We start from the raw sequence: 26,564 nt of genomic DNA on the forward strand, positions 1-26,564 counted from the left end.
GGTCATCGGCTATTTTGTAGAGTTCTTCCATAGTGCAAAAAACGGGCATTGTATACCACCTTCGCTGGAAAAGAGTGAGCACAGCAAAACAACTAATAAAGTATTGACGTACAACCTGCTATAACAAAATGTTGGGTGGTTCATATTTGCCGTTTTTAGTGGTTCCCATAATCCGTCCCTTCCAATACCCCATGGATACCTGCGATTCCTTTGATATTAACCTTTAGTTAATCCACACTTGCCTTTTTGATGACATACTGATCTAGGGGTAATTCTACCTTTTCACCCTCCTATAGGTAAAAGACAAAGTATGGACATATCCAAGGAGGATATCAAGTGCGCTCGAAAGCTTTCGGGGGAATTGGGTACGGACCAAGAGCAATCCATGTTTGAGGTGAACCTACTGCTGGACGATAGTTTGCGCGAACGGTTTCAAGACTACAAACTGGTATGGGACTGTTACCCAAAACCTTCCCTTCCGCTGCGAAAAGAGCACTTTGCAAAACGGGTACGGGAAGAAATTTCACAAGAACCAAACTCCAAACGCATTTTCCCCAATTCCAAAATGAAAACACTGGTTGCGGTCGCAGCTGCCATTTTGGTCGGGTTTGTTGTGCATTGGTCCATTCAGGATAACGAACCGAAGTACACCAACCATATTATTGCCCTAAAAGGTGAAAGGAAACAAGTCACTCTTCCGGATGGCTCACAAATCACGGTGAACGCGAATTCCGAACTCAAGTATCCAGAAGTTTTTACCGAGGCCAAACGCGATGTTTGGATGCAGGGTGAAGTCTATTTCGATATCATGAAGGATGCCGGGCGACCATTTACGGTAAAAGCAAATGGATTCGAAGTACAGGTGTTGGGGACCAAGTTCAATGTGAACACGAAGGGAAAGGCAAAAACCGTCTCCCTGGAAAGTGGCAAGGTGCAAGTAAGCTTGGAAGATTCCGGTGATAAGATCCAATTAAGGCCAAAGGAGGAACTTTCATGGAATGCAGAGACCGGTGAAGTCGTAAAGCGCAATTTTGATGTTTCCAAAACCACAGCATGGAAAGACAATATCCTTTTGTTGCATGACCTCACCCTGGAAGAGGCATTACTTGCCATCAATGAGTTTTATGGTGCCGAGTTTATGGTTTCCGACAGTGTGGTCGCCAACAAAAGAGTCAGTGCCGCATTCGAGGATCAAGACTTGGATCAGTTCATCCAAACATTGGAATTTATAGCTGATGTGAAGATTATAAAAATAGGACCAAAAAAATTTTCCATAGCCCCAAGTGATGAAAAGTAAGTCTTACGCATTCAAGGATTTAAATCAAAAAACGGATTTGGAACTGTTCCAGCTGATCAAAGAAAGGAACAAAGGGGCACTGGATATCATTTTCAGCCGGTATTATGAAATTCTATGCCGGTTCGGTCTCGCTTATGAAAGCGATATAAATGTGGTTGAGGAAAAAGTGTCCGATGTATTTATCCAACTCTGGAATTCCCATGAACGCCTCCAAGAAATCAAAAAACCCAAACCCTATCTCTATGTGGTTGTGAAAAACAAACTCATGGAACCAGTATTGTACCAAAAGATGAAACAATCGTTGGATCAGGGGTTGGAGGACGAGCATGCCACCAGTCCATGCATTGAACAAGAAATTATTGATCAAGAGCAAAGGGAACTATATGTCAGGAAGATTGAAGGAATCTTAGACCATATTCCAAAAAAGTCCCGCCAGATCTTCGAGATGAGCCGTTTGGATGAACTCAAGTACAAGGAAATCTCAGAGATCCTAGGGGTTTCCGTAAAAACTGTAGAAAGCCATATGGCCATAGCCCTCAAAACCATTAGAAACATGGTTGTCAAGAACAAACAATATTAACCCCCACCTCACAAAATCATTATATGACAAAAACGAGACTGCAACCCTGAATTAAAAACTAAAAAATTATTGAGAACCAATATTTAAACTACTCTTTTTAAAATGAAAAAATCAAACCTCTTAGTACTGCTGTTGTGCCTGCCATTGTTGGGGAGGGCGACTGTTGTTCCGAAATCGGTGAACATAGCGGTAAACACCCAAAATTTTGAGACCATCAATCTTAACCTAAAAAGTGTTGCTCTGGAAAAGGTATTCGACCTTATCGAAAAGCAAACGGGCAAAAAATTTATTTATGCCGCAGATGCCCAATACCTGCAACAACGTATCAGTATCGATGCCAACAAAGTGAATTTGGAAGCTGTATTGGAAGACCTTAAAAATAAGGCCAATGTGGATTTTAAAGTGACCGAACAGGGGATCCTGGTAAAATTTGTCCAAGAACAACGTACCATTTCCGGAAAAGTCATCGATGAGTCCGGCGCCCCGATTCCCGGTGCAAACGTTTTTGTTGATGGGACCGATTACGGTACCGTATCCGATTTTGATGGAAACTTTAGTTTGGACATCCCTTCGAACTTTAAGTTGTTGTCCGTTACGTATATCGGTTATCAAAGACAAAATGTCAATATTGATGAATTGAGCCAAGTTACGGTCACTTTGCTTGAAAGTGCGTCCCAACTGGACGAGATTGTGGTAGTGGGATACGGTACCGAGGCCAGAAGGAACATTACCGGTGCCATTGCATCGGTTTCCCCGGAAGAGATCGTAACCCAGCCAAAGGCCAACGTAGTGGAAATGTTGGATGGACGCCTGCCCGGCGTGCAAATTATGAGTGATAACTCTCCTGGAGGTGGGACCTCGATCAGGGTCAGGGGCTTTAGTACCATCAACAGTAACGATCCATTGGTAATTGTAGATGGTATCCCGGCTTCCAATGGGCTCAATGGTATCAACCCTTCGGATATCGAGACCATCCAAGTACTGAAAGACGCGGCCTCTGCTTCCATTTATGGGTCCAGGGCGGCCAATGGTGTGGTGATCATCACCACAAAAAAAGGGTCCGATACCCGTGGGGAATATGTGGTCTCCTTTGACGGCTATGCGGGTCTTCAATCCTCCTACAACTTGCCAAGAATGCTCAATGCACAACAATATGGAGATTTGTTGTGGGAAGCTACCATCAATGATGGAGGAACACCTTCGCATGATATTTATGGGAATGACCCCAACCAAGCGGTGGTCCCACAATGGTTGGACGCTGATCAGACCATCCCAAGTGATGATGTGGATTGGGTAAAGGAAATCATGCAGACCGCCATGATCCAATCCTACAACGTATCCTTGGCCAAAGGCGATGCAAAGAGCCAGAGCATATTCTCGTTAGGGTATTTCAATCAAGAAGGCTTGATCAAATACACGGGTTTTGAACGATATTCGGCAAGATTCAACTCCTCTTACAATATTGGTGATTTCCTTACCATTGGAGAAAATTTCACGGCCAATTACAAAGAGCAAGTGTCCGTTGGGACCAATGCCGCTTTGGGAAGTGTTATTCTAACGGCCATGCAGTTTCCTTCCATCGTTCCGGTAAAGGACATCAATGGGGCATATGCGGGCAACCCCATCAATGATAGCAACAACCCCATGGGGCAGTTGTACAGGAACAAGGACAACAAACAAAAAAGGGTCCAGGCCTTGGGGAATGTCTATGCCAACCTATATGTAAATGATTTTACGTTTAAAACTTCTTTTGGTCTGGATTACCAAAACTATAGCATTCGAAGTTTTTCGCCCACCTATGATGAAATATTGTCCACCAACAATACCAATTCATTGTCCACCTCCAATAGCTTTAATTATCAGTTCTCCTTCACCAATACCCTGAACTATAAAAAGCAATTTGGAAAACATCATGTGGATGCCTTGATCGGTCAGGAAGCCATTGAGTACAATTACGAAGGTTTTAGCGCATCCGTGAGTGAATTCTTATATGAGGATCTAAACTTTAGATACTTGAGCTTTGGTACGGAAAATATGTTGAACTCGGGTAGCGCCAATGGTTGGTCCTTGAATTCCTATTTTGGAAGGGTCAACTACAACTTTGATGAAAAATACCTGTTCACCGCAACGGTGAGACGCGACGGTAGTTCCAGGTTCAGTGAGGACAATCGATGGGGGACCTTCCCAGCCTTCTCTGTGGGTTGGAGGTTGGATCGTGAAGATTTCTTCAACCCCAATGGTATTGTCTCTTCCCTGATGCTTCGAGGAAGCTGGGGACAGACCGGAAACCAGGAGATTTCCAACTATGCCACAGTGGATAGTTATCGTAACAACAATGCCAACTCCAACTATGCTATCGACGGAGCACAGGAATCAGTTTATATTGGACTTACCCAATCCCGTATCCCCAATCCCGATCTGAAATGGGAAACAACCACCCAAACTTCTGTGGGTCTCGATCTGGGGCTTTTGGAAGACCGTTTGAACATTACAGCTGATTACTATGTGAAAAACACGGACGATATCTTGGTGTACAATACCGTACCATTGACCTATGGAGGTACCAATGACGGGCAGTGGGTAAATGATGGGAAAATGAAGAACAGTGGTTTTGAACTGGACATCAACTATAATGGGACGGTCGGTGATTTGGGCTATAGTATCGGATTGAACTTGACCGGTGCCAAGAATGAACTTACGGAGTTGACCACCTCTGATTATTTGGGTATCCCAAGTTCTTCCTTGCACAGTGTCAACTTTGATCAAGAAATCTCCAGAAGTGCGGTCGGTGAGCCCATAGCCTCATTCTATGGTTATGTTGCGGAAGGATTGTTCCAAAGCCAAGCAGAGGTTGACAGCTATGGTCTCCAGCCCAATGCACAACCAGGGGACATTAGGTTCAAAGATGTGGACGGAGATGGCGATGTGGATGCGGATGACAGAACCTTTATCGGTTCGCCCCATCCCGATGTCATGTTGGGGCTGAACCTTCAGTTCAACTACAAGGATTTTGACCTTGGGATTTTGTTCAACGGAAGTTTTGGAAATGATACCTACAACTTTACCAAGTACAAGAACCATTTCTTTAACCAGGCAGCATACAACAAGGAAAATGTGTTGTTGAACGCTTGGTCGGAATCCAATATGGATAGCAGTATTCCAAGGTTGTCATTGGACGATCCCAATAACAATATCCGTCCCTCGACTTATTATGTGGAGAATGGATCTTATGTCCGATTGACCAATCTTCAGATGGGATATACCATCGATCCGGAGCTTTTGGGGGGAATGAGCCTGAGGATCTATGCCCAAGCGAGCAACTTGTTCACCATTACCGATTATAGTGGAATGAACCCACAAGTCGGACTTCAGAACTATGGGGGGAGCAACCGTAACCTGGATATCGGGATTGACAGGGGATTGTACCCTCCGAGCAGGACTTTTGTAATCGGATGTAACTTAAAACTTTAAAAAAAGCCATGAAAACTATATTGAAATTCAAATCAAAATATATAATGGTAGGTGCTATATTGGCACTGACCGTATTGGGTTCTTGTTCCAAGGACTTTCTTGAGGAAGTCACTTATGGAGAGGTTTCCCCGTCAGAAATGACCAAAGCGGAAAATGTGGAAAAAGCCATTATCTCCGCCTATAGTGTATTGAACGGCCAGATAGATGGGGCCAGCAATGCCTACAATTCCCCAGCCTCCAACTGGAGCTTCGGGGACGTTGTTTCCGATGATTGCTACAAAGGGGGCGGTGGAACAGGTGACCAGAACCAGATCCATCAAATGGAATTGTATAACACTACACCTGCCACCTACGATGTGGAACGCAAATGGATGGCGTTGTATGAAGGTGTAAAAAGAACCAATGAGGCCATGAAACTGCTGAACGCATCAGAGGATTTCGATGCAAATTTAAAAACGCAGAGAACGGCCGAACTACGATTTTTAAGGGGCCACTATTATTTTGAGCTTAAAAAGATCTATGGTCAAATTCCCTATGTTGATGAAACTGCAGAAACGGTGGACGACTATGCACGCTCCAACACGGAATTTACCTCCTCGGAAATTTGGGCCAAAATAGAGGCAGATTTCCAAGCCGCTTACGATGCCTTGCCAAGCACCCAAGAGGAAGTGGGCAGACCTACAAACCTAGCCGCTATGGCCTACTTGGCGAAAACCTACCTGTTCCAAGAAAAATGGCAGGCCGCTTTTGATGCGACCACGATTGTCATGGGCGGAAACTATGGATTGATGGATGATTTTCAATCGGTTTTCCTACCAGAAAACGATAACGGGACCGAGGTGATCTTTGCAGTGCAATATTCTGTGAACGATGGCCAAAGTAGTAATTACAACGGCAGTATTGGTGACCGTTTGACAGCTCCGGGAGGTCCTTTTTATTCCCAATATGGGTTTCACCGCCCGACCCAAAACTTGGTAAATGCCTTTAAAACAGACGCATCTGGGTTGCCGGTCAATGACAATGTTGACGTATCCGAGACCGATTTTGTAGATCCCCGTTTGGACATTACCATCGGTCGACCCGGTATCCCCTACAAAGACCTGGATATTTTGTACGATGCCAGTTGGGCCAGGGATTTGGCGACTTATGGGCCCTATGGTCCCAAAAAAAGGATCCTTTCGGCAAATTCACCGTACCATACCATTATTTGGCCCTATGTGGATGCCTTGAACTATTACATCATCCGTTATGCCGAAGTATTGTTGTGGAGGGCAGAGGCCGCTGTGGAACTGGGCAATTTGGAAGAAGCGAGAAGTCTGGTGAACCAAATCCGCGAGCGTGCCGCCAATACCCAATACGTCCAAACCTTGGATGGTTCCGGGGATGCCGCCAACTACAATATCGGAACCTATGATACCGTTTGGACCGACCCCGCCGATGCCATGGACAAGGTCCGTATGGAGTCCCGTTTGGAACTTGCCATGGAAGGGCACCGTTTCTTCAACTTGGTTCGCTGGGGCATCGCCAAAGAAGTGATCGATGATTATTTGGAGGTGGAAAGGACCAGAAGGTCCCACTTGACCAATGCCGTATTTACCGAAGGCAAAAATGAGTACTGGCCAATTCCACAAGAATATATTGACAGTGTTGACGAGGGTCTGGTCACACAGAACAACGGATACTAAATAAATTCAATCAAAGGGGTGGCCTCACTAAAAAGAAGCCACCCTTTTTAAATCGAAAATGCATGAAAAAATTACTCCTTTTTTCATTGGTGATGGCTTGCGCCTTAAATTCATGGGGCCAAACCAAAGATCAAGATCATCCCAATATGACCAAAGTAAGATTGCAGGAGAAAAATTTCTATCTGTTTTCAGTAGTGGAAAACGATACGGAAGTCAAGAGGCTCCTAATGGCGGATGAACTATTGAAAACATACTGGGATAAAATCACAACGCCATCGGAATCCATCCCAAAAAATGGACAAGAGACCATAGCACCCTTTTTATGGTCGGAAAATGATATCCAAACGGTTGGAAAACGGTTGGTGGAATTGTCCAAGGGCAATGCCAAATTCAAAGAACTTCTAAACAAACTAAGAGCTTCAAGGCAGTATGCCAATTTTGAAAAGGCCCCAGATGATGAATACCTCTACAAAATATGGGAACAGTGCGCCAAAGGCTTGGATACCGTTTTGGAAGTGTACGGAGCCGGTAAAATGCCATTTTATAAAAACATAGATTCGGTATCCTTTGATGTGAAATCAAAAAGATACCTATACGCCATTTCCATGCTAAGGGCCGAGGCCATTGAAGATGCCCAAGAAACGCAGCTGTTCTTTCAACCTAGTCTGAACTTTGCCTTAAACCTATTGTACGCAAACCATAAGGTTGAAGCCGTTCGCTATGACCCATTGGACCAAAAGGAGAATGCCAAAGCCATTCAGACCATTAAAAACACTGATTTTAAGGCCTATCCCTATGCCTCGATTGTCGTGTTGGGGGGAGGTCCTGAAAATTATCGCGACAGGCTTTCCATTGCCGGGAAGATCAACCTACAGTTGGCAATGAAGGAATACCGAAGCAAAAAAGCCCCTTTTATCATTGTCTCCGGAGGTCATGTCCACCCGTATATGACTCCTTATTGTGAGGCCGTGGAAATGAAACGGGAGCTTATTGAAGAATATGGCGCTCCCGAAGAAAGCATCATTATTGAGCCCTATGCGAGGCACACTACGACCAATATGCGCAATGCCACCCGATTGATGGTGGAATATGGGATTCCCTTGGATCAAAAAAGCTTGGTGGTGACCAACCCTTCGCACAGTGCGTATACAGGTGGTGAAACTTTTAAAAAGCGTTGTCAGGACGAACTGGGCTATCAACCCGTGGATTTCCATGCCAGGTTATCCCCAACCACCCTTGAATTTACAGGAAATAGGGTTTCATTCCATCAAAACCCAAACCAACCACTAGATCCTTAAGGACATGAGAAAACATGCTGCTCTTATCCCGTTGATGTTCCTGCTGTTCGGATGTAATCAAAAGGAAACCGAAAATGACGCAGGGATGATGAAATCCCCAAGTGAACAAGTGAATGTGTTTTTGGGCACCTCCGGAGACCATGGACAGATGTCCCCATCGGCAGCTACTCCCTTTAACCAGATTTCCATTGGACCGGTGACCCACCCTGGAACGCATACGGGATATGATCACTATGCAAAGGAATTTTTAGGGTTTGTGCATACCCATATTGAAGGCGTTGGATGCCGAGGTGGTGGAGGTAACATTCTGGTGACACCTTCTGGAAAAAAAGGAGTGGATGAAAAATTGTTGAAGAAACAGGAATCTGCCAAGCCAGGCTATTACAAAGTTGCCTTTGAAAATGGAATCATGGCAGAAATGGCGACAGACCAAAACTACGGTGTGCATCGATACCATTTTCCAGTATCGGAAAAAATGTTGAAAGTCGACTTGGCCCATGCCTTTTTGAATCGGTTCGTAGAAGCAGAACATACCCTGTTGGCCAATACCATCAAAGGCTGGGTGGATACCAAGACCGTTTGTGATAACGGCAAGTACCGACTCTATTTTTATATGGAGTTCGACCATGTTGCTTCCATTTCCAAATCCGGAAAGGACAATTATCTAATATATGGAACGGACGAGCCGACCATGGGATTGCGAATTGGCTTTTCTTCCGTGAATGTAGCGTTTGCGAAGGCAAGGGTCCTAAATGGTGGTAGCTTGTCCGAAACCATTGAAAAAAATACATCGACATGGAACTCCCATTTGGGACATGTAATGGTAAAAGGAGAAGTAGATAGGGTTGCACTTTTTTATTCTTTGTTGTACCGTGCTCTTCAAGCTCCCTATTTGGTCTCAGAACCTGATGGCAGTTACAAAGCGATTGATGGAACCATTCAAAAATCCAACGATTCCATCTACCATGGTTGGGCCATTTGGGACAATTACAGGGAACAAATGCCTTTGTTGTCGTTGCTGTTCCCACAAAAATACGGTGACATTGCCCGATCCATAGCCAACCTGTACCCTTATGGTAAAAACGATTGGTCCACACAACATGAACCTTCCAATTCAGTTCGGACCGAACATGCCCAAGTCGTGCTTTTGGATGCGCTGGAGAAAGGGCACAGCCTACCTCTTGAAAAAATAAAGGACTCCTTGATCAGTGAAATTGGGCGATTGGATTTTGGTTCGCCGGACAAAGCTTTGGAATCTTCCTACGATCTATGGGCCTCTTCAAGGCTGATGCTGGAATTGGGGGATACCCTTTTGGCCGATAGCTATTTGGACAAAGCAATGGACTATCAAACCTACTGGCAAAAGGACTTTGCCGATATGGGATGGCCCGATGTGGACCGTATGGGGGCCAGAGGATTGTACCAAGGAACCCTCTGGCAGTATCGGTGGTTTGTTCCTTTTGATATTGAAGGGCTGCAGCAATTAGCAGGTGGGGAGCCTACTTTCAGGGAACAATTGGACCGGTTTTTTGAAGAAAACAATTACAATCATGCCAACCAGCCCGACCTTCAAGTGCCTGGGCTGTATAATACCACCAAAGAGCCTTGGAAATCGCAAAAACTGTATCGCAATATTATGCTGGACACGGTGGCCCAGATGTACTTCAATAATAACAGCAAAGGAGTGGACCCCTATATAGGTCGAATTTATAACAATAGACCAAGAGCGTATTTAAAAACCATGGATGATGATATGGGTACCCTATCGTCTTGGTTTGTACTTCGGGCCATGGGATTATCCGCCGTGAATGTTGGTGAGCCCGTATATTATTTGACGGCACCCATTTTTGAGAAAGTGGAATTGCACGGGTCCGCTGATAAGTCGCTTAAAATCCAAGTATCCAATTACCATAAAGATCATTTTTACATCAAATCCGTTCATTTGAACGGGAAGCCATTGCATAGAAATTGGTTGACCCATCAAGAGATCATGGATGGTGGGGACCTGATCATGGAAACCGATAGCGTTCCCAATCGAAAGTGGGGTGCGGGGACCCCGTATCGAACCAAAATCGATCGGGCAAAAGATTGACCAATATTTAACCTTAAGAAAATGGTCAGTTCAATTGAGTTTGTTTATTTGTTTAGTTAGCAGAGGTGCAGCCGTTTGTATGGCTGCACCTTGTTTAAGCAGTTGCCCATTACCATAAAAAATGTAAATACTCCAGATGAAAATGAAATTTAAAATACCTGTCTTGTTCTTTGGTTCCATGGCAATCAATATTGCCCTTGGACAACAATTGCCCCGTACCTATAAAGCGCCAGAATTTGATCTGGAATGGCGAAAACCAACAGACCATCCCGATAGGATCGTCCTTTCCTATGGAGAGGATCCAGCCACATCTGCCAGTGTCACTTGGAGGACAACTTCCGAAATTGATACGGCCTATGCTGAGATTGCCATTGCCACCGCAGCTCCTAAATTTTGGCGCAACGCAAAAACCATAAAGGCAATAACGACAAGGTTCGATGCCTTGGGGATTGATGGGGCGGAAGTGCTGTCAAACCATCATTCGGTGTGGTTTACGGATTTAAAGAGTGATACTACGTATGCCTATCGAGTAGGGGATGGCAAACGATGGAGCGAATGGATCCAATTCAAGACCGCACCAAAGGAAAGCAAGGATAAATTTTCGTTTTTATATGTAGGTGATACGCAAAATTTCATATTGGAACTTTGGTCCCGACTGATCAGGGAAAGTTATAAAAAGGCCCCGGATGCTAAATTTATTGTGCATGCAGGGGATTTGGTGAACAACGCCCACAATGAACAACAATGGCAGGAATGGTTTGATGCCGGAGGGTGGATCCATGCTTCCATTGGGGCATTTCCGATCCCCGGCAACCATGAGTATCAAAATTTGGGTCCTGAAGCATCGGAAAGAAGCCTGTCCGTACAGTGGAAACATCAATTTACATTACCCGAAAATGGTCCGGAAGGTTTGGAGGAAACGGCCTATTACATGGATTATCAAAATATGCGGATCATTGGATTGAACAGCAACGTTGATCATGGGAAACAAGCCAAGTGGGTAGAAAAATTACTTTCGGAAACAGATAAGGACTGGATAATTGTTACTTTCCATCATCCTTTATTTTCGGCTTCCGACGGGCGGGACAATAAAGAGTGGAGAGAAGTGATGAAACCCATTTTTGATACATATGGGGTAGATCTCGTATTACAGGGCCATGACCATAGTTATGCCCGTGGAAGGGTCTCTCCCGATGAAAATGTGTTGGACGGCGTTAATCTGCGAGACAAAACTGGGACCGTCTATGTGGTTTCCGTCAGTGGCGGAAAAATGTACGGCTTGCGAAAGAATGCATGGGAAGGGTATGATGCAGAAAGGGATAGGGCAGCTGAGAACACCCAGTTATTCCAAGTAATTTCTATTGAGGACAATAGGTTGTCCTTTGAATCTTACACGGCTGTCGGGGAACTATACGACGCTTTTGAACTGATTAAAAGAACAGGTTTGCCCAATGAATTTATTGATAGAAGTGATAAAGCCATTGCAGAGCGAAGATTTTATAATACCATTCCCTACGAGGACCCATTACCCGAAGGAGTGGAACAGTCACTATTGTCGAAATACCCAGGCTTCGAGTTAAAAGGGGTAAGGTTCGTCAACGATAAAGAATTTACCGGATATAAGGTCCGATTGGATAAAGGGGAGGAAAGGAAGGAACTCTCTTTGGACGTGAATGGAAAAATTTTGGATTAATCCAATTTTTTGATCCCAATCAAAGGGACCGAAATAAGATTTAAATTTTTGGAAAGTAAAGTGAACAAAGGCTCAGGTGTTTTTTCATCCACCTGGACCTTTCCTGTTTTTAAGTTGACTATCAGTACAACGGAATCCAAATCATCAATCAAATTCTCATGCTCCCGAATGATGAAGAGTCTCGTTTGCAATTGGAGTGAATATTCCAAATTTACACGGGACAATTCCCTTTGTGAACTGTAATTTTAATTTGGCAACCAAATAATCCTCACATGCTGCTTTTGGGCTAAAATAGTTTAAAATGCACTTAAATTTACATTTTGGAATCACTGATTTAAAACATCCCTAAAAATAGAAATGGTTTATTTAGGATTGATATAGATGTAGGGTTGATTTCCCAAAACCTTTAAATCCGGCAAAAATATGCATCGTCACCCAATGATTTGGTCCCCGGGACTATTTTGTGCGGAATCAAAGTATTGACAGGTAGCTACTTCCAATTCCACTTGTGTACATCGATATCCAAGAATTGTGCCTCTTCGAATGGATTTGGACTTTCACCTGCTAAGATTTGGTCTGCAAATAACGATGGTGGTATACCACTTGAAACTGAAAAGGGCGCATGGTAAAATCACTAATACGTAACTGATAAATATTTAATTACGGTTAAAATCAAGGCGGTTCAATTTATCCGTTTTTATAGTGGGTTCCATTATCCGTCCCATCCAATTGAACCCAAAAAGCAAATCTGAAAAATTAAATATCCAGCCATGTTTTAATAACACTGAAAATCCGATATAGAGGTGGGAATAGTACTAGATTAGGTGGGCTAAACGGTCTTTTTGTGAAACTAATGAACTACCTACTTCTGTGGCTGCTGATACTTGGATTTTCCTGTAACAATGATGACGACACACTTGGGAATCCAATGGATGCCCTGCCTCCAGCCACCCAAACAGGCGAACAGACTTTTGGCTGTCTTATCGATGGCAGACCGTTCTTCCCTGATAAATTTGGTGGTGGGCGACCCACGGCATTTTATCAGATCTCGGAAGGGGGTATACATCTGTTATCAGGGCATCGCGCAGAAATGATGAGCCTTCAAAATCCATCTCAATAGGAGCCTTGGATATCGAGGGCTTTTCAGAAACCACTTATCAGTTGAAATCGGAGGTTTCCGGGAATCTTTATGGGTTGTATCTATTGGACGGCGGTATAGTCTTGGATTCGCAAACCACCGATCTTTCTCCAGGTAGGCTAACTATTACCCGATTTGATGACCAGGAACATATCATCTCAGGCACTTTTGAATTTACTGTCCAGGGAAACAATGGGGAACTGATCAAAATCACCGATGGACGTTTTGACCTTAATTATTCCAATTGAGGAAATTCCTCAAACAGACCAATGGAGTGGGAATCACTTTTTTGAACAGTCTGGGTCATAGATACTATCAAGGAATTTCAATTTACCAATACGGAAGTCGTCCAAACGGATTTTTGGTGCGTCCTTCCTTTGCAAACCCTTCTTAGGGTTTTGCCGTGCAAGGCTGCAAATCCGTCCGTCCGCCCATCAAATTTTAAGGGGTCCATAATAAAAGAAGCTCTGGTTGTTTTTCGGGTCGTCGAAAAACAGGGCAGGACCCAAGGACTTCCCATCAGGACACCATCGCCTACAGTCGCTTAACTTCCCGTACGCTCCCTGGTCAATGGGTCGGATGGAATTCCTAAGGCCCTCATTGAACCTGTCAAGGCCAAGACAGGTTTTGTCCATAAATAGGGTTTCCACTTCCTTGAAAACCTTGCCTGCCGAGGGCATGGCTTAAGGTTTTGCTACGTCACGGAGCCTCCCGATTTCTGCCCAAAAGCCTTGACAGAACCCCCTTCTTTTATGGTGCTACGCACGTAAGAAGCAAACAAACGCCCCTTAAAATTTGGGAAACAATGACCAAAAAAATAGAGGGGAAATTTTTAACCCTGTTTGCTGATTTATCCATACTGGAAGATAGCAGGCCTTTAAAACTTTTTATCATGAGTACATTGAGAAACAAAGTGCAACTTATCGGAAACGTGGGGCAAGACCCCACCATTACAGACCTTGACAAAGGGAAGCGTGTGGCACGGTTCACCATGGCCACCAATGAACATTACAAGAACTCCGAAGGGGAACGCATCACCAACACCGAATGGCATACGGTCATCGGTTGGGGAAAACTCGCCGACATCACCGAAGGCTTCGTGACCAAGGGAAAGGAAGTTGCCATCGAAGGGAAATTGACCTCCTGTTCCTATGAGGACAAAGAGGGCAACAAACGGTATGTGACCGAAGTGGTGGCCAGTGAGATCCTGCTTTTGGGTGGTGGTGAGAACAATACCACCGAGTAAAATGGATAGGGATGCCCAAAATTGCTTGGGGCATCCTTTTCTTTTTCATCCTTAAAACAAATGAAATGGAACACCGTGTCAACGAAATACAAATCAGTTATAGGGAAAAACTCAGTACCCTGAAATCGCTCTCCCTTACCGATTCCAAGAAAGTGGCCGAGCTGCTCTTCAATAATTGGGATGCCCACACCATTGGGGCACAGGAGTCCTTTAAGATCATCCTGCTCAACCGATCCAACAAGGTCAAGGGCATCTATCCGCTCTCCGTTGGGGGCATATGCACCACCTTGGTGGATATGCGACTGCTCTTTGCCGTGGTCGTGAAGACCCTTTCGGTAGGGATCATCCTCGCCCATAACCATCCCTCGGGACAACTCAAGGCCAGTTATCAGGACAAACAATTGACGCAAAAGATCAAAGAGGCCGCACAGCTTTTTGATGTCAAGGTCTTGGACCATATCATCCTCGCTCCTGATGGACGGTACTACAGTTTTGCGGACAATGGGATCTTATAACACTCCTATTTGAAGGGTGATTATATAATTGAAATCAAATGAAAACAGAAAAAAAACAAAAACCATGGAAACACGTATCAGAAAATCATTGGAAATTCCGGCACGAAAACATCAGGGAATCCAAAGGGATGACCACATCTCTGCGGAGAAATCCTTTTATCTGGTGATCAACCTTTGGGTGTTCCGTTTTGAATATACCAAGGAACACTCGAAATCCTAAGGTGTTTGGGATCCGAACAGAATGACCCTCAATTGAGGGTCTTTTTTTTGGTCATTTTCCAAGCATTCGACGTTTTGATTTTACCGATATGGGCAATTCTTAAAATACGGGCCCAATTGGTCCCAATCGGTACGGTTCTGCGTTTTCCAATGCCGTTGGTAGTAGTTATATTTAAGGAAGGGCACGGCCCTTGGTACGGCAACCCTATGATCTGACTTTCCCAAACCGTACCTATACAAAGATTTTTTCACGACGCGGCAACCGGTCCTTGGACCGGATTGTGCGATACGATTTTGTCCCTGCGGGACAAATCGATTTCCATGATAAGACCAAGTAAAAAATGAAAAAGTTTAAAAAAGAAAAAACAGGACCATTAAGCAACTCTTTTTTGATAAGGTTTTTGCCTTTTGACCACGGCACAGACCCTCAAAACAAGTTTGTTCCTAACGTTGTTGAGAATGAGCATCTTGTTTTTTCCTTCATCGGCCTTTCGTTCATAATAGATTTTGAGTTCCGGATCATGCCGGATTGCGGAGAGAGCACACATATGCAGATGTTTTTTCATGGTCTTGTTGGCCATATGGTGAACCCTGGACCTCTTCTGCACGGAAGAACCAGAAGTATGCTCGAAGGGAACCACACCACAATAACAAGCCAGTTGTTTGGGGTTTTGGTACCGTGTAAAGAAATTGGTGAAAATAATAAAATATAGAGCTGTCATGATCCCAATTCCAGTAACGGAGGTTACCAGTCCCACAGTAGTGTTGAGCTTTTCGTCAGAAAGGATAAGTGCCTGTAGTTCCCCTTCGATACGTTTAATCTCATCATCGAAACACTTGTTTGATTTTCTAACTTGCCTTTGGGCAAGTTTAGCCATTTCAGGAGCGAATAGTTTTGCTTCATTGGGGTATTTGTTCAAATCCGCCTTAAAGTGGACCAATTGCTCCCTTGCCTTGATGAGGATCTTCATTCTTTCAAGGATTTGGGGAACGGGTCTGTACAGTTCAATTTCATTACAGTTCTTTACCGCATATTGTGCTATACGGATGGCATCAATTTTATCGTTCTTTCCACGTTGGATTCCTAGACTACGGTTGATCCTCAAGGACATTTCAACGCATAGATTGGCTTCTGCTTCGAGCAATTTTGTGATGAGCAACCTCCCATATATCCCAGTATGTTCCATACAGATCAGAGTGTCATTTAAATCCATACGCTGGTTTTTTAGCAACCTTAAAAAAGCTTTGACACCTTTATTGGTATTGTCAAACACGAATGATTTGGTGGTGGAACCATTTACGATGGCAACATCAAAGGTCTGTTTGGATACATCGATACCGATAAAATACAGAAAGTCTAATTTTTTCATAATGAACAGTTTAAATGATGAGACAAAAGATCAAGCACAACCAAGTTATCTGAGGTATCATCTAATCCCTGATAATAGGTCCATAAACCTGAATTTCCATTTGATGCCAATTCAGAAACAACCGATAAAGGATTTAATCCAACCTTATAAGTCCGAAACTTTGAGAAGCAATTAATTCACCTTTATCGGTTTGGTTGCCACTGATAATCATTGAAGGAATAATATAGGGGTTATAATGCCCCACCTTCTATAAGAGCAGCAAAAAAGACCTTTAGGATTAAAGGTTAGATTTTATAAAATATGAACGTAAATACAATCTATGATCTGAACTGCCATCGAAACCCGGTAATAGGCCTAAAAGCCTGTATTTCCATTTGACACGGTTCAGAGATGACCGGTAAAGGATTTTAAAAGCTTAAGTCCTGGACTTTCTTAGCGTCTAATTCCCCTCTACCGGTCGGTTGCCATTTACAATTACGGAGGCTTTTCCCGAAAGAAAGACAATAGCTCATTTAACGGGCAATTATCTACAGGAAAACTCTATGTAAATGACTATTGCGAATCTAAGGGAGAAGCAAGAGGGTAGCACGCTGGCGCGTCCTACGGATCATCAGTGCTCCGCAAGGTCCCTGTTTATGGGGTGTTTGGGAAAATTGATAATTGGGGTCCCGGTGGTTTTTAATGGAAAATGCGCTGGGCCCAGTAAAACCAAGGAATTTTTAATGGAAAAATGGATATAGGTTACGAAAAAGAGCAGTTTACCTGCCTAAGTATTAAGATTTCGATTGCCAAGAAGTATCGAAAGTTTTGCAGGAGACAGGGACATTCCCAATCCTTGACCCTACTGGCCATGGTGGAGTTTTTTGAACACAACGGGATCTCACCGAACGAACGGATGCACGAGACCATCGCCAGCCTCAAATACCTGATCAAACACCGTTTCAATGCCATGGTCGCCATCATGCGCAGCATCGAAAAGGAACAGACCCTGCCCACGGTCAGTATGATCCAGGCACTCTTTGAACAGGAACTGGCATCCAATGGGGAGGAATGGGACAATGATTTCGATTTTATCGAACAGCAGTTGACCGAGACCAAAAAGCCGACGGACATGGAACCCTATGATGCCGAGCTCACCGTTCCCAAGATCCGTTATGACCGCTTGGAGGAACAGTTCGAAGAGCTCAAGGCGGATTTTGCCTATGTCCTGGACCATGTGAGCGTGTTCCATAACCGGTTTGGAAAGGACCATTTAAAGTTGGACCTCAATCCAGGGGCCATCGAGAAATACCGCACAAAACTTAAAAAACCATAAACATGTACATCGCCATTACAAGACAGCAATTGGGGGATAACTTTCGGGGGAGTGCCCGGGACTTTGTCCGATACCTCGGGAAGGAGAACAAAGGAAAGGAACCGGAGCAACAAGAAGGGTATTTTAACCAGGAAGAAAACCACATTGATGCGGAGCGGGTCATTGCCGAGATCGATGCCAATACCGCCAAGCTCAAGCAACGGGAACCCAAGTTCTATTCCCTAGTGGTCAGTCCCTCCCAACGAGAACTCAAACATATCGGAAATGACCCCGAGAAACTACGACAGTATACCCGGGAGGTCATGAAGGACTATGCGGCCTCCTTTTACCGGGACCAAGAAGTCACCGTCAAGGACATCCTGTATTTTGCGAAGCTGGAGCGGGAACGCACCTATTCCGAAAAGGACCGTGAGGTCAAGGAAAACCAAGCTTTTGCCAGTAAGATCCTGGAACTGCAGCACCAGGCCAGGGCCATCAAGGAGGGCAGGGAACACGGGGACCTCGCCAAGGTTCAGGAAAAGATCCAGGCTTTGGAGGCGGAGGCACCCCATAAACAGCAAGGAAAGCGGATCGTTCCGGGCATGGCCAAGGAAGGACACCAGAGCCATATCCATATCATCGTGAGCCGGATGGACGTGACCAATTCCCATAGCCTTTCCCCAGGGTCCAAGTTCCGCACCTCAGAGACCACCCTCCATGGCCAGACCGTAAAGCAGGGCTTTGACCGGGACCTATTCTATCGGGCGGCGGAGAAGACCTTTGATGCCCAATTCGGGTACCGACGGAACTATGTCGAGACCTATCATGCCCGAAACCTGCTCGACAAGGATCCCAAACGCTTCTTTTCGGCCCTGTTGGGATTGCCCACCAATGAACAGCAGGCGGCCAGACAGCTCTTGTTCAAGGCAGGAGTAAAAGTGCCCGTCATTCCGGTCAACAAGGCCCAATTGGCCTATAAGGCCATGATGCAGCTCAAGAAAGGTATTGGACAGGCCTTGGAATCTGGATCGATCGGAATTTAAACCAAACGGAAATGGAAGCTTTTGGATGGATTGAAGGGATAGTTTATTTGGTGATCGGGGGCGGAATCTCATTTGTGGCCAATCGGTATCTCAAGTATGGGTTTTTCTATGTTGTTATGGGTCTTGTTGTACTCCTTTTATCCATGGGTTGGGTAGGGGGATGGGATGTACTTTTGGAGCAATCCCTGAACTTATGGCTTCCCTTGTTTTTGGTACATGCCGTTCTCTATGGTTTGGTGGATTACCATAAGGATTCCACAAAGCCATCCAAGGTTTTTGAGGTAAGGTTGAAGATAAAGGGAAAGAACCTAGTCCTGGGGAACATCCGAAGAGGGGTGTCCGTGATGGCCTCCGCCGGGAGCGGGAAGACCGAAAGTGTCATCTATGGGTTTTTGGGGCACTTTAAGAAGGAGGGCTTCTCAGGGGTCATCCATGATTACAAGGATTTTGAGATCACCGAAATGGCCTTTCCGTTATGGAAGGACCAAAAGCTGCCCTTCCGGATTGTGTCCTTTGGGCCCATCTACCATCGGGTCAATCCCATTGCACCCCGATACTTGCCCGACGAGGAAAGTGTCCATGAGGTGTCAAGGGTCTTGTTGGAAAATCTGATGGAACATAAGGATTCCGATGAGAACAGTACATCCCGGTTCTTTAAGGACGCGGCAGAGGGCTTGATCAGTGGGCTGATATGGCGGTTGAAAACGGATTACCCCGACTTTTGTACCCTGCCCCATTTGATGGCGCTCTACCAACAGCTGGGAATCAAGAGCCTGATCAAGTTCCTGCGGGGAAACCTTACCTCAAGGGCCATGGCGGATGCCTTTATCAGTGGGGTGGGGTCGGAACGTCAGACGGCCGGGGTCATGAGCACACTGGCCAATGCCATCAAAAAGATCAGCACCCGGAAGATCTTTATGGTCTTGTCCGCGGATGAGATCCCGTTGGACATCAACAATGCTGAGAATCCCTCGGTCATTGCCCTGGTCAACAATCCCCAAAAGGATGCTTCCCTCTCCCCGGTGATCGCCACGATCATCCATACCATTTCTAAGCAGATGGCAGTCCGGCAACGGATGCCCTCATTTATGCTCTTGGAAGAGGCCTCGACCCTTCGTTTGTTGAACATGCACCGCATTCCGGCCACGTTGCGCAGCTATGATATAGTGAGCGTTTATGTGCTACAGGACAAGGTGCAAAACGATATGATGTACGGGGAGAAGGCCAGTAAGGCAATACTTTCCAACCTGTCCTACCAGTTCTTTGGGAAAGTCAATGATCCAGATACGGCCCGGTATTACGAGCGGTTCTTTGAACTGGTGAAGATGCCGACACGGAGTGTGAGCAAGAGTTCTGGGCTTAGCTTGGAACGACGTATCACGGAAGGGGAGCGGGAGGTGTCCAAACGCAGGGCGGAGGTGTTCTTTCGGTTGAAGCAGGGGGAGTTTGTGGTGTTTGCCGATGGAAAGGACCGGAAAGTGCAGTTTCCAAGGCCAGAGATACCAAAGGGACTACCGGAGCCATTGGTGGTTTCGGAACGGGATTTGGAAAAACACTACCTAAAGGTCCACCAAGAGGTGAGGTCGATTTTTAATCAAAAAGGGGATGCCAGTCTCGGTAGTTAATTGTTCTTGATAAAATCAAGGACAAAATCCGCTCTTTCCGGTACCGAAGTCTTGGGAACTTCCACGAGGTTATAATCGTAGCCTCTATAGGTTTGGATCATTTTGTTGTAGGTGAACACGGCTTCGTTCCAATCCTGTTTGCGTTGTGCATCAGTCTGGTAGATATCCTTCCATGGGGGTAGAATGAACACGTTGGTGTTGTACCTAAGGGTTTCAGCCAGTGTTTTCATTTCCAGTTCTATTGGTATCCCTTCAAGGGATGCGTAACAGAGGGCATCCAAAAATCCCCGATCGAAGAATACGGGGGAACGTTCATCTAGGCTTATCTTCGTTTTTTCAAAGCTTTCAACGGAACGTTGGAACATCATCTCCATGTACATTCTTTTGTTCCTCCATGGCAAAGCTTCGCCATCGACTTCCTGTTGTTCCTTGATCAATTCACGGGCGACTTCAGGAACGGTAATCATGCCCCTATTTCGAAGTTCGTCCAATAGGGTGGTCTTCCCCACTCCTGGGCCACCTGTGATGGCATAGAAGGGATAATGGTCTCTGCTGCGCTTTAAGGTCAAAATAAATGTTTTGGTCAAGTCGTACTCTTTGTTGGGCAACAATATTACGAACTTCTATGGAACTGGTAAGGGTTTCAATTAGAGTGTGAAGTTCTGGAGGTTTTTGGCCCGTCCCTTTCAATACAGGGATTTCAATTAAAATCCCTGACGCTACACATAATTTCCAAAAAGGTCAAAATGTTTTGATGACATTTTAAAAAGTGTTCGATATAGAGGTGAAACAATACACCTTAAACCAAACATCTATGAGAACACATATGCAAAAAGGGAGCACCTATTTATTGGCCCTATTTCTTTTCCTATCGGTAATGGCCTGCAGTTCAAGCGACACAGAAAACCCAATAGATCCAGACCCTATCCAGAATCCCGACCCCGATCCAAACCCAAACCCGAACCCTTCCACAACACAAGAAGACATCCCGCATGTCGATGATGCCGTGACCGAATTTATGGAGCTTTATCAAATCCCTGGAGCTGCCCTGGCTGTTAGTGTGGACGAGAAAATGGTCTACTCCAAGGGATATGGTCTGGCCAATGTGGAGAATTCCGTAGCGGTCGAAGCAGAGGATCAATTCAGGATAGCCAGTATTTCAAAAGTGTTTACGGCAACTGCCATTTTGAGATTGGTCGATGACGGGTTATTGTCCTTGGATGAGCCGGTTTTTGGCCCCGAAGGGGTATTGGGGGACGATTTTGGGACTGCTGTGCTTACCGAGGACGAACTCAATATTACCGTAGATCATCTTTTGGTCCACGAATTGGGCGGGTGGGGTGCATCCAGCGGAGGGGATCCCATTGACTATCAACCCAATCTGGGTACTTTCGATTTTATCGAATATGTACTGAACAATTGGACGCTCAACAATGCCCCGGGGGAAGCGTTTAGCTATAGCAATACAGGATATTGGCTTCTTGCACGGATCGTTGAGGAAAGGTCGGGAGAAACCTTTGAGGCCTACTTGGATGGGTTGCTTTCGCCTCTTGGCATAACCACCTTTAAAATGACCACCTTCAGGGAAGATGACCTTGGGGAAAATGAAGTGTACTATTACGGTACCGCTAATGATACCCCCTATATTTTTACCATAGCCTCAAGAAGGGACGGGGATGCAGGTGTCGTTATCAGCGCCCCAGATCTATTACGATTCCTTTGCGCCATCGACGGCGCTTCGGCAAGGCCGGATGTTTTGGCCGCGAATTCCATACAATTGTTGTCAGAGACCTCCCAATTGTCCAATCTGGGTAGGGGACTTGCCGTTTGGGCGGAACAAGGGGTCAGATATTTTACTGGGAGCTTACCCGGTAACCGATCATGGATGATGATTTCAGACAATGGACGCACGGCAACCATTCTGTTGAATCTGAGAAGAACGGATACCGCCCAATTTGATAGTGATTTTCAGTCCCTGCTCTTGAACATTGTGAATGATGGAACCATTACATGGCAAACAGATCTGGACCAATTCTGATCCTTTGTGGACTTCAATGTATGTAAGGCCATATTTCAATAAAAACCATAACCCATCAAAAACAAAACAATGAAAACCTCGACCCTAATTTTTATACCCTGTCTTTTTTTTATTTCCTGTTTGGGTGGACCTGCTTCAGACAATAGTGAACCATCCATTAAAGAGTACGGCCAGCAATCAGTGGCCTATGAAGATTTGGAGGATAGGAACGAATTGGAAATGGAAATTTCCATTTCCGGACGGACCCAAATCACTTCAAAAAAAGTACACCATTTGCGTGATGCCCGCACAGGTTTGGTCGTTAATAGCGCGGAATATCCTTCAGACTGGAAAGTGATTTCCAAACCAATCTATACCATAGACCAAAAACTGCCCACATTTTTGATACAGATCACAGGCCCTGATCATTTAAAAAGTTTCAATACCCCTATTACGTACCATGTGGATTACCAAGACCCACAAATGGCAGAAGCCATGTACAACACCCCATACGAAAAGTTGGTTAGGCCCTTGGTCACTCCCCAACAGATTTTCAATGAGGAAGTAAAGGCCCGAATGTCCAACAGCGGGTTTCAATATGTGGGGGAAAGGGAACGGCCCGAAGTGACCCAGTACCTGTGGAACAAACTTGCTTCCAAATCCAAAATGAACAGCTCCCTGTCGATGTATAACACAGAGTGGAAGAATCCATCTGGACAGAAAGCGTTGGCAAGTGTGTCCATCATAAGCATGCAACAGCCAACAATATCTGGGAACATGATGGTTTGGTTCTATACGGTGAACTACACGTTTGTGGATGAAACGGCCTATGAAATGACGCTTGAACGGATGAAAGAGGCCACCTTCAGCTATGCCGAAAACCCACAATGGGAACACTATGTGGCCCAACTCGCACAACAACGGGCACAGGAGAACCAAAGAAGGATGGAAATGGCCTCGGCCCAACATCAAAATAGGATGCAGGCCCGATGGTCCGCTTTCAATGCCCATCAAGAGAAAATGAAAGGCATCTGGGCCGCACAGGATGCCAACCATGCCTCTTTCATGAACCGAAACTTTGGAGCGGGAAGTGATACGGGCCAACGGCAGTTCATCAATATGATCAATGAAGAGGAAACCGTCCATAACCCGATCACAGGGAACAATTATCAGGTAAATGCAGGTTCCACCGAGTATTGGATGGACAGCGAAGGCAATTACATCCAAAACGATGACCTTTTTTATACGCCCAACGGAGATATCAACCTCAATAACCGCGAATGGGTCAAGGTGAAGAAGGCCTACTGATGACATTTTTTTCCCATTTCGATAACCTTAAAAGAAAGACCAATTAAAAATCAGAAACCAAATGAAAACCTCAGTAAAAATTGTTGTATTGCTCATTTTTGCCTTTGTATTGGCAATGAGCTGTAACTCGGACGACAATACCCTCAAAATGGACGACGACGACGTGTCGCAGACCGATGATGATCCCACCCCGGGCGATGGAGATGGCGACGGCCCCACAGGTTCCATTGAACTTGAACAAATTGAGATCCAGATTGATCTGCCGACCGACTCGGGTATCGACCTTTCCAAGACCAAGGTCCAATCCTTTCTCGAAACCTTCGAAGTTGGGGACGATGGGAGTTCAAAGGCCTACATCGCCTATGGAGGTCCCTCTTTTGTATATGTGACCAATGAACAGGACAAGGTGGTGCTGATGGGCTATGTGAGCAAGGAACATCCAGAGCTCAACGTAAGATCCATGTTGGAAGGGGCCCTTTTCTATGGACTCGGCACGGTGGTACAGCCAGTGGAGGCCCGAGTGAAATTTCTGGGCGAATTCCAGGACCTGCCCGAGATAGGGCCCTATGTACAGGAACTGGAAGCCATGTATGTGGCAGATCCGACACTGCTCCATTCCGACAGCTTCTACAGTTGGCTGAACGAAACGGCCACTGCACTTTTGCCTGAAAAGAAAGTCATTGACCTTGAAAAGGTCTTGATCGATGACACCAACATGAAAAGTGGGGTCACTGTCCAGCAAAGCGACAGTGATGTTTTCTCAGTGGATGTGCTGAATTTCTGGAGACGGAGGGCGCATGCCTTTTTGTACAAGACCGAAGTAAAGAAGGAAGGCAATACGGAGTTCGAGGAAATCTTGGATGCCCGATTTATCGGTTCCAACAATCCAACGGCCGATTTTGAGCAATCCATTGCCCCTGTGACCGGTCTTACTTCGATTCAAGGGAATACGATGGACATAGCCATTGGCAATGGTTCAAATTTGGGGTTCACTACAAATGGACCAAAATCACTACCCTTACTGAATGATGAAGTGGCCGCCAAATATGTAGTGCGCATTATCGGTCCGGGATCCGGTCCGGGCAATCATGTGCTGAGTTCCGATGAGCAATTCGAACTCAATAAATTAAGGATCGAGGCCCTGGTCCTGGATGCTGTCATTCCCATCATTTGCAATACGATCGGGATCACGGATATTTTCAAGGATTCAAGCAACAAATTCGATATCGGCCCCTACACAGAGGCCATCAATGTAGTGTTGGCCTCTTCCCCTGGCGTATTGGACGCATTGGATGAGGGCGACCTGAAAACGGCCTCCATAGAATTCATCAAGGGAGTGGTTGCCAACGGGTCGGGTACCGAGTCGTTCTTCAAAGTATTGCTCGGCCAATTATCCAAAATGGGTGTATCAAGTGCCACGGATCTCCTTACGGATGAGGCCGCCCTTGGAAGGGCACTTGCCCCGTTGACCATTGCCAACGCCATTATGACAGCAACGGATATAGGTCGGGTTTTCATTGCCTATCAATATGCCGAACGTATCGAAACGTTCAATGTGACCATATCCCAAAGCAAAGTGCGCATAGACCCTGCCCATACCGGTATCGTAAAGGGAGAGGATGTGGACCTTACGGCGAAGATATTGGATGATGCGGACGTACAGCCCGGGGAATATTCATACCATTGGCGTACAACAGGCCTTTATGGTTCTTTGAAAGAAGATCCGGGCACTGAAACCAACGTTTATGAGAGCGATCCCAATGCGGCACTTCCGCCCAATGCCAAGGATTCCATTTTTGTGGAGATACGCAAGGACGGCAACCTTGTAGGAAAGGATTCCACGACCATCAATATCAGCCCGACAAAATATCGCATCAGACCCGATGGGCTTACCATAAAAGGTGGAAATAATGTCAAGCTTTCCATTGTGGATGAACAGGCCAAGCGTCTTGTGAACGATGAAACCATCAAATATAAAGTGGTGTGGAGCACCAATGGACAATATGGAAAATTGAATAGCAGAAACATACAAGTGACCACGGAAGAAGACCATTCGGTCAACTACGAATGTTTTGACAAGGAAACCGAAAATGGGGTTGAAGGAATCTCCGCCAAGATCTATTATGCAATATATGATGGGCCTAACCAAGAACTTTCAGAATATGAACTATACGATGAAATACAAGGTGAGGTGAACATCAAAAATGACGATGATACCCTAATTTTCTACGTACCCGTATCCGTTAGATCAAAACCCCCAACATTGGATGGCAATTTCTGGCATTGGTCCACAGCAACGGTTTGGGCCTTTGAGCCTTTGACGGAGGGAATTCCTGAAGGTAAGGAAATTGATCGTTATTATATGGATATCATAGAGCGCGTACCTTCATTGATACCCGACTGTGCCAACAATTCACAGACCTGGTACCCCGGAAATGAGGAAAATGATCTCGATGCGGAAGGAATGTATTCCATCACTTGTGGGGTCGGTGCCGGTTCTGGGCATGTTGATACTTGGGGCCGGCCTGAAATCCAACAGTATTATAGTGAATCCCTGGCGCGGCAGAATGCTGTAACAGGCTATGCCCAAGTAACGGTGTATTTAAAACCAAAAAGTTAGGAACATAACGATAAAATCATAAGTGAACCTTTAATTTTCTTTAAATTCCCCAT

At 45.3% G+C, this 26,564-nt stretch carries 21 protein-coding genes; 18 read left to right on the forward strand and 3 right to left on the reverse strand.

What is annotated here, in order from left to right:
* Positions 1–310 precede the first annotated feature (310 nt).
* From FOT42_RS00005 to FOT42_RS00045, 9 genes are all read left to right on the forward strand, one after another.
* A complete protein-coding gene (locus tag FOT42_RS00005) occupies positions 311–1,297 on the forward strand; it encodes a FecR family protein (protein ID WP_151888526.1) in 987 nt (328 codons plus the stop codon).
* Positions 1,287–1,877 carry an RNA polymerase sigma factor gene (locus tag FOT42_RS00010; RefSeq protein WP_151888527.1) on the forward strand — a complete coding sequence of 197 codons (591 nt, stop codon included), beginning with the start codon at positions 1,287–1,289 and terminating at the stop codon, positions 1,875–1,877. Before FOT42_RS00005 ends, FOT42_RS00010 begins: the two co-directional genes overlap by 11 nt.
* A gap of 102 nt (positions 1,878–1,979) precedes the next feature.
* Positions 1,980–5,348, forward strand: coding sequence for a SusC/RagA family TonB-linked outer membrane protein (locus FOT42_RS00015; protein ID WP_151888528.1), 3,369 nt, complete (start codon positions 1,980–1,982; stop codon positions 5,346–5,348).
* Positions 5,349–5,356: 8 nt separating this feature from the next.
* On the forward strand, positions 5,357–7,033 hold the full coding sequence (locus FOT42_RS00020; protein ID WP_151888529.1) for a RagB/SusD family nutrient uptake outer membrane protein: 1,677 nt from the start codon (positions 5,357–5,359) through the stop codon (positions 7,031–7,033).
* A 62-nt stretch (positions 7,034–7,095) separates the two neighbouring features.
* Complete coding sequence (locus FOT42_RS00025) at positions 7,096–8,331, forward strand: YdcF family protein (RefSeq protein WP_151888530.1); 1,236 nt, start codon at positions 7,096–7,098, stop codon at positions 8,329–8,331.
* Between the two features lie 4 nt (positions 8,332–8,335).
* Positions 8,336–10,423 carry a glycoside hydrolase domain-containing protein gene (locus FOT42_RS00030; protein ID WP_151888531.1) on the forward strand — a complete coding sequence of 696 codons (2,088 nt, stop codon included), beginning with the start codon at positions 8,336–8,338 and terminating at the stop codon, positions 10,421–10,423.
* Between the two features lie 136 nt (positions 10,424–10,559).
* Positions 10,560–12,116: a purple acid phosphatase family protein gene (locus FOT42_RS00035; RefSeq protein WP_226789751.1), complete on the forward strand. Its 1,557-nt coding sequence runs from the start codon at positions 10,560–10,562 to the stop codon at positions 12,114–12,116.
* Positions 12,117–12,969: 853 nt separating this feature from the next.
* A complete protein-coding gene (locus tag FOT42_RS00040; protein WP_151888532.1) occupies positions 12,970–13,236 on the forward strand; it encodes a Riean_0653 family protein in 267 nt (88 codons plus the stop codon).
* Complete coding sequence (locus FOT42_RS00045) at positions 13,233–13,502, forward strand: Riean_0653 family protein (RefSeq protein WP_470295077.1); 270 nt, start codon at positions 13,233–13,235, stop codon at positions 13,500–13,502. Before FOT42_RS00040 ends, FOT42_RS00045 begins: the two co-directional genes overlap by 4 nt.
* 186 nt (positions 13,503–13,688) lie before the next feature.
* Here FOT42_RS00045 and FOT42_RS00050 read toward each other — a convergent pair whose 3' ends face one another.
* A complete protein-coding gene (locus FOT42_RS00050) occupies positions 13,689–13,934 on the reverse strand; it encodes a hypothetical protein (RefSeq protein ID WP_151888534.1) in 246 nt (81 codons plus the stop codon).
* 212 nt (positions 13,935–14,146) lie between these two features.
* On the opposite strand from FOT42_RS00050, the gene FOT42_RS00055 reads away from it, so the two are divergent.
* From FOT42_RS00055 to FOT42_RS17975, 3 genes are all read left to right on the forward strand, one after another.
* Positions 14,147–14,500: a single-stranded DNA-binding protein gene (locus tag FOT42_RS00055; RefSeq protein ID WP_151888535.1), complete on the forward strand. Its 354-nt coding sequence runs from the start codon at positions 14,147–14,149 to the stop codon at positions 14,498–14,500.
* A 65-nt stretch (positions 14,501–14,565) separates the two neighbouring features.
* The gene (locus FOT42_RS00060) at positions 14,566–15,015 is read left to right on the forward strand and encodes a JAB domain-containing protein (RefSeq protein ID WP_151888536.1); all 450 of its coding nucleotides are present in this window, start codon (positions 14,566–14,568) and stop codon (positions 15,013–15,015) included.
* A gap of 64 nt (positions 15,016–15,079) precedes the next feature.
* On the forward strand, positions 15,080–15,235 hold the full coding sequence (locus FOT42_RS17975; RefSeq protein ID WP_192938277.1) for a hypothetical protein: 156 nt from the start codon (positions 15,080–15,082) through the stop codon (positions 15,233–15,235).
* A gap of 373 nt (positions 15,236–15,608) precedes the next feature.
* Here the strand turns inward: FOT42_RS17975 and FOT42_RS00065 are convergent, their stop codons facing one another.
* Positions 15,609–16,604, reverse strand: coding sequence for an IS110 family RNA-guided transposase (locus FOT42_RS00065; protein WP_151888537.1), 996 nt, complete (start codon positions 16,602–16,604; stop codon positions 15,609–15,611).
* A 730-nt stretch (positions 16,605–17,334) separates the two neighbouring features.
* Here FOT42_RS00065 and FOT42_RS00070 point away from each other — a divergent pair.
* Genes FOT42_RS00070 through FOT42_RS00080 form a run of 3 tightly spaced genes read left to right on the forward strand, consistent with a single transcriptional unit; the run spans position 17,335 to position 20,566 of the window.
* Positions 17,335–17,919: a BfmA/BtgA family mobilization protein gene (locus FOT42_RS00070; protein ID WP_151888538.1), complete on the forward strand. Its 585-nt coding sequence runs from the start codon at positions 17,335–17,337 to the stop codon at positions 17,917–17,919.
* Positions 17,920–17,921: 2 nt separating this feature from the next.
* A complete protein-coding gene (gene mobB / locus FOT42_RS00075; RefSeq protein WP_151888539.1) occupies positions 17,922–18,941 on the forward strand; it encodes a MobB family relaxase in 1,020 nt (339 codons plus the stop codon).
* Positions 18,942–18,952: 11 nt separating this feature from the next.
* Positions 18,953–20,566 (forward strand): type IV secretory system conjugative DNA transfer family protein, encoded by a 1,614-nt coding sequence (locus FOT42_RS00080; protein ID WP_192938278.1) that lies wholly within the window; start codon positions 18,953–18,955, stop codon positions 20,564–20,566.
* On the opposite strand, the gene FOT42_RS00085 is transcribed toward FOT42_RS00080, so the two are convergent.
* On the reverse strand, positions 20,563–21,153 hold the full coding sequence (locus tag FOT42_RS00085) for an AAA family ATPase (protein ID WP_226789753.1): 591 nt from the start codon (positions 21,151–21,153) through the stop codon (positions 20,563–20,565). The two genes, FOT42_RS00080 and FOT42_RS00085, sit on opposite strands and share 4 nt — an antisense overlap.
* 227 nt (positions 21,154–21,380) lie before the next feature.
* On the opposite strand from FOT42_RS00085, the gene FOT42_RS00090 reads away from it, so the two are divergent.
* The 3 genes from FOT42_RS00090 to FOT42_RS00100 all read left to right on the forward strand — a co-directional run bounded on the left by FOT42_RS00090 (position 21,381) and on the right by FOT42_RS00100 (position 26,511).
* A complete protein-coding gene (locus FOT42_RS00090) occupies positions 21,381–22,604 on the forward strand; it encodes a serine hydrolase domain-containing protein (protein WP_151888541.1) in 1,224 nt (407 codons plus the stop codon).
* Between the two features lie 69 nt (positions 22,605–22,673).
* Positions 22,674–23,891 (forward strand): hypothetical protein, encoded by a 1,218-nt coding sequence (locus FOT42_RS00095; RefSeq protein ID WP_151888542.1) that lies wholly within the window; start codon positions 22,674–22,676, stop codon positions 23,889–23,891.
* Between the two features lie 61 nt (positions 23,892–23,952).
* The gene (locus FOT42_RS00100; protein WP_151888543.1) at positions 23,953–26,511 is read left to right on the forward strand and encodes a hypothetical protein; all 2,559 of its coding nucleotides are present in this window, start codon (positions 23,953–23,955) and stop codon (positions 26,509–26,511) included.
* The last annotated feature ends 53 nt before the right edge of the window (positions 26,512–26,564 follow it).

This window comes from Flagellimonas hadalis, from assembly GCF_007785775.2.
Classification (GTDB): Bacteria; Bacteroidota; Bacteroidia; order Flavobacteriales; family Flavobacteriaceae; genus Flagellimonas; species Flagellimonas hadalis.